Origin of the sequence: Mesorhizobium sp. M1A.F.Ca.ET.072.01.1.1 (assembly GCF_004023325.1) — a bacterium.
In the GTDB taxonomy this organism is placed as follows: domain Bacteria; phylum Pseudomonadota; class Alphaproteobacteria; order Rhizobiales; family Rhizobiaceae; genus Mesorhizobium.
The window spans coordinates 1-3,849 of record NZ_RZSF01000472.1 but is presented as its reverse complement, the minus strand read 5'-3'; the positions used below and the strand labels follow the sequence as shown (position 1 = coordinate 3,849).

General features: G+C 63.7%; 3 protein-coding genes. All 3 read right to left on the bottom strand.

All coding sequences use genetic code 11. The features are described 5' to 3' along the window. Positions 1 to 1,836: hypothetical protein (locus EOA32_RS34460; RefSeq protein WP_145971455.1), on the bottom strand; the 1,836-nt coding region annotated here is incomplete at its 3' end. Between the two features lies 1 nt (position 1,837). Continuing rightward, positions 1,838 to 3,406, bottom strand: a complete 1,569-nt coding sequence (locus EOA32_RS34455; protein WP_128374081.1) for a hypothetical protein — start codon at positions 3,404 to 3,406, stop codon at positions 1,838 to 1,840. After that, positions 3,403 to 3,849: hypothetical protein (locus EOA32_RS39000; protein WP_210214877.1), on the bottom strand; the 447-nt coding region annotated here is incomplete at its 5' end. The genes EOA32_RS39000 and EOA32_RS34455, both read right to left, overlap by 4 nt.

Genomic DNA, 3,849 nt, shown 5'->3' with positions numbered 1-3,849 from the left:
GTCGGCGAGGCGCGCAAAGCCGGTGTGCTCGAGATGGACGCCGCCGACCAGCTCGCCAGCGCGTTCGACGCCTTTGAAAAAGCCTATGAAGGCGCGCTCGCCGAGCGCCCGGCGCCAGTTCAGCGCAAGCGATTCACAGCGCGAACTCGCCGGCACGAACGACCCGCGATTGCGTTGGGCAGCCGGGTCAAGCCCCGAGAGGTCGCGCAGATTGATCCCGACTTGGCTGGCGCGGGCGCGATGGCGATAGCCGGCCGAGCACCGCACGAGCGCCGTGCGCGCCCTGTTGTCCTGTAGGCGCTCGAGGTCGCTCGCAAGGCCGACACCCACTGCGTCGAGCGATCCTTCCCATACCAGCCGGACTGAGGCGCCGCTGCTGCCTTCTTCCTCCACGCGCACTTTGAAACGCAGCTGCCGGGCCTTGCGCGCGGTGCTCTGCGCGCCACGCCGTCGGCCGGCGATCTCCTCGGCGAAACTGTCATGGCGAAACGCGAGCACGCGCTTAAAGCTCACCAAGCCTTCGAGCGCAGCTTCGAGCCCGCGATAGCGCGCGGCGAACATCGCACAGACATCCTCATTGAGCGAAAGAAAGGCTCGCTTCTCGTCCTCCACCGCTTCAACAACGAGCGTCTGCCGGCCGGGGGCGGCCGGGCGATAGAGTCGGCGCACGCATTGGAGCAGCCCCTCGATAATGTCAGTGCAGGGGACTTCAGGGCCAAAAATGAAGCGGTCCCACAAGGCTGCGAGCCTCGGCTCCTGACGGATCTCGACAATGTGGTCGCTGTAGAAGTCCTCGTCGCGCTCATCCTTGCTGGGGTTCCGTCCGCGCTCATCGGCGAGCTCGTCAAGATAACGCCACTCGTTTTGGGTTAGCCGATCTTCACGCGCGAGCTTGTAGAAGGCACGGGTCTCGGTGCCGATCGACTTGGCGTCGGCACGCTGCGCTTCCTCGAAGAACGGCCGGACCTCGGGCCAGTCGAGCTCGAATGGAGCGAAGGACGCAGGACCAATGCCCGGCGGCGCATCGATATAGGCGGCGAGCACAGCATAGACGTCGCCGGGCAGGATCGAGGCCATGCCGTCGAGCTTCTCGCGCAGCCGCGTGGTGGAAAAAGGGGTCTGGCTTTGGTCGCGCTTGTAAAGGTAGCAATCGCGCTTCCAATGCGCGACGAAGCGCGCGCGCCACTGCGAATAATGGCCGCGTCGCGCCGGCGAAATATCGTCGAACAGTTGGTCGAAGCGTGGAAGATGCAATTTGGGGAGCGCGGTACCGAGCGCTGCAGGCAAGGGGGTGCCGGCGCGGAGATTGGCCGCCACGGCCACGAGATAGTCAGCCAGCTGGCGCATCGATACGCGGTCGAGCTCCACCAGCGCTTTAATTGCGGCACGCCATTGTATCGCGCGATCGTCGTCGAGAATCTCGGCGGCTGCGCCGCTATGGCCAAACCAGAGGTCGAGATGATCGAGCGAAAGCAGGGCACCCGCATCGATTGGCTCCACCTGCGAAAGAGACTGTGCCTGCGATTCATCAAGCAGCGCGAGCAGCCGCGCTTCCTTGTCGCATTCGGCGTGGCGCAGATCGGTGGTGTTAATCTCGGTGAGATGCTCGGGCGCGATGCCCTTGATATCGGCAAAGGCATAAGCCGGGAGACAAATGTCGAGCCGCTGGCAAAGGCCCTTGTCCTCCTGGATGGCAAGGACGATCGCCGCCATCGCGCCGGGCTCGATGCCGTAGAGAACGTAGCGCGCGGTGCCGCGATCCTGCAGCGCGCGATCGATTCCTGTGCGGATGATGTCGCGACCCACGCGGCCGATGAGGGTCAGACCATCGATCACGTCAGCGCTCCACCGAGAAGGGATTTACGACATAGGCGCAGCCGTCCGACAGCCGCTGCAACAGCCCCATACTGGCGAGCCGCGCCTCAAGCCGAGCACGGTTGCGTTCGAACGCCGCGGCGTCGAATTCTACCGGGTCTAGCGCGGCGCGTGCTTCGGTCTCACCGAATACGAGGCCATAATGTTCGTGGAGGTCCGCGAGAAAACGTTTGAATTCGAGGCGCTGAGCAACGCGGGTAATGACGAGCGTCTTGAGCAGCGAATCATTGGGCGCGTAGCGTGTGCGATTGGTACCGCGCGACGAGGCAAGACCGATCTGCCGCGCATAGCTGCTGTGGACCCGGCCGGCGCCCACCTCGTGCTTTTCTTCCACTTCGCGGCGCAGATTGGCGATGAGGTCGTGCGGCGCGGTGCCGCGGCCGGCCTTCTCGCGATAATGGAAGCGTGCTTCGATCAGGTCCGCGGCGCGATCGGCACGTTCCTGATCGGAGACCTCGTCGCTCAGCAGCGCCATCCATTCCGGTTCCTTCTCAAACCTGTCGATCGCCCCGTCGAGCGCGCGCAGTGTCAGGCTGTCATTGTCCTGGTAGGAGACGATCGAGCGCTGGCGCACGAATTCGCGCTTCAGCGCGATGAGTTCGCATACCAGCGGCGGCCGCACGGCACGGCCCGCCAGCGCCGCCGCGGTCTCGAGCTGATAAAGGACCACATGGAACGCCCCAATCGGGACGAGATGCGCAAATGCGTCCTGCGCGGGAAGGCCGAGCGCGAAGATCGCGAGCCAGTCCTCCGCCAACCGATTGAACGCGGGATGTTGCCGGTAGGGGAGATAGGTCTCGCCTTTCTGGTCACGGTTGGGATCATCGTCGCCCGGTGCGGAAAGCCGCGCGATCAGCCGGTTCTTGGGCTGCTGGATATCGAACAGCGCCGCGAACGGCGCGCGGAGCTCGGCGCCGCGCTCGGCGCGGCTCGCCATCATGTAAAGGATTTCGCCGGTGCGGCCAAAATTATTGAAGTCGGCGGTGATCGCGCCGGTCTTCTCATTGTATGTGGCGTCACTGAAGAGCGCGTCCACGCCGAACGGGAAGATGAAGCGCGACGAACTGCGGCGGTTCGATTCGTTCTCGAGTGTGGTCTGACGCACTAGACCCACCAGTTCGGCGAAATCGCGAAAGCTGCTGAAGCGGTCGCGCAGGTAGCCGAAGTCGGTACCCGCGCTCAGGCCCTGCATCGTTTCGAGCCATTCGCGCCACTGGCTCTCGCTGTCGTCGGATGCCGCTGCGATCCGCTCCATTTCGTCATTGCTGAATAGGATGGCGCGCAAGCCCAAGCGGAAGCGCATCTTGTAGGGGTGGAGCGTGTCGGGCGCGCGCGGCGAAAAGGCGGCGTCGGCATCCATGCGATGAAAGGCCTCCGCCACGTTCAAAAATTCGAGGAACAGCAGCCAAGGCGTCTGGCGGGGCCACAAGCGATGGCCGAACAGGGCTTCCTCCACCCAAACGGTACTTTGTCCAGGAGCGCCCGATGCAGTAGCAACTTCGGCCCGATTGCTTTGCGCCAGCAAATTCATAGCCGGATCCCAAGCTGCCGCGTCGCGAGCGCACCATCTGCGCCTGTACTCAGGATCGACAACGGCACCGAACGACCCTCGTTGATCCGGTAGAAGTCGGAAAGGACGCGGGTCTTGAAGGAGATGATATCCTCATAGCATTCTTTCGAGAAGCTCGAGGGCAGGGCGCCGTGCGCCACGCGCATCAGAAATTCGAATCGCATCAGCGTGAGCGGCAGCGCCGCGTCGTGATCCTGGCGCAGATGGACGTGTAGTACGGGGACGTGGCGATCGGGATCGAAGCCCAAGCTGAGTCCCGATCCGTTAAAGTCGAGTTCTATCGGAACGGCGTTGAGATAGAGATCGCTCACCCGTGCGGTGGTGAAGTCGAGGCCGGTGGTGAGATAGAGCCTGTCGAGCGAGCCGGCGAGCATGCCGGTCCAGACGCGGTTCAGCCCCTGAAC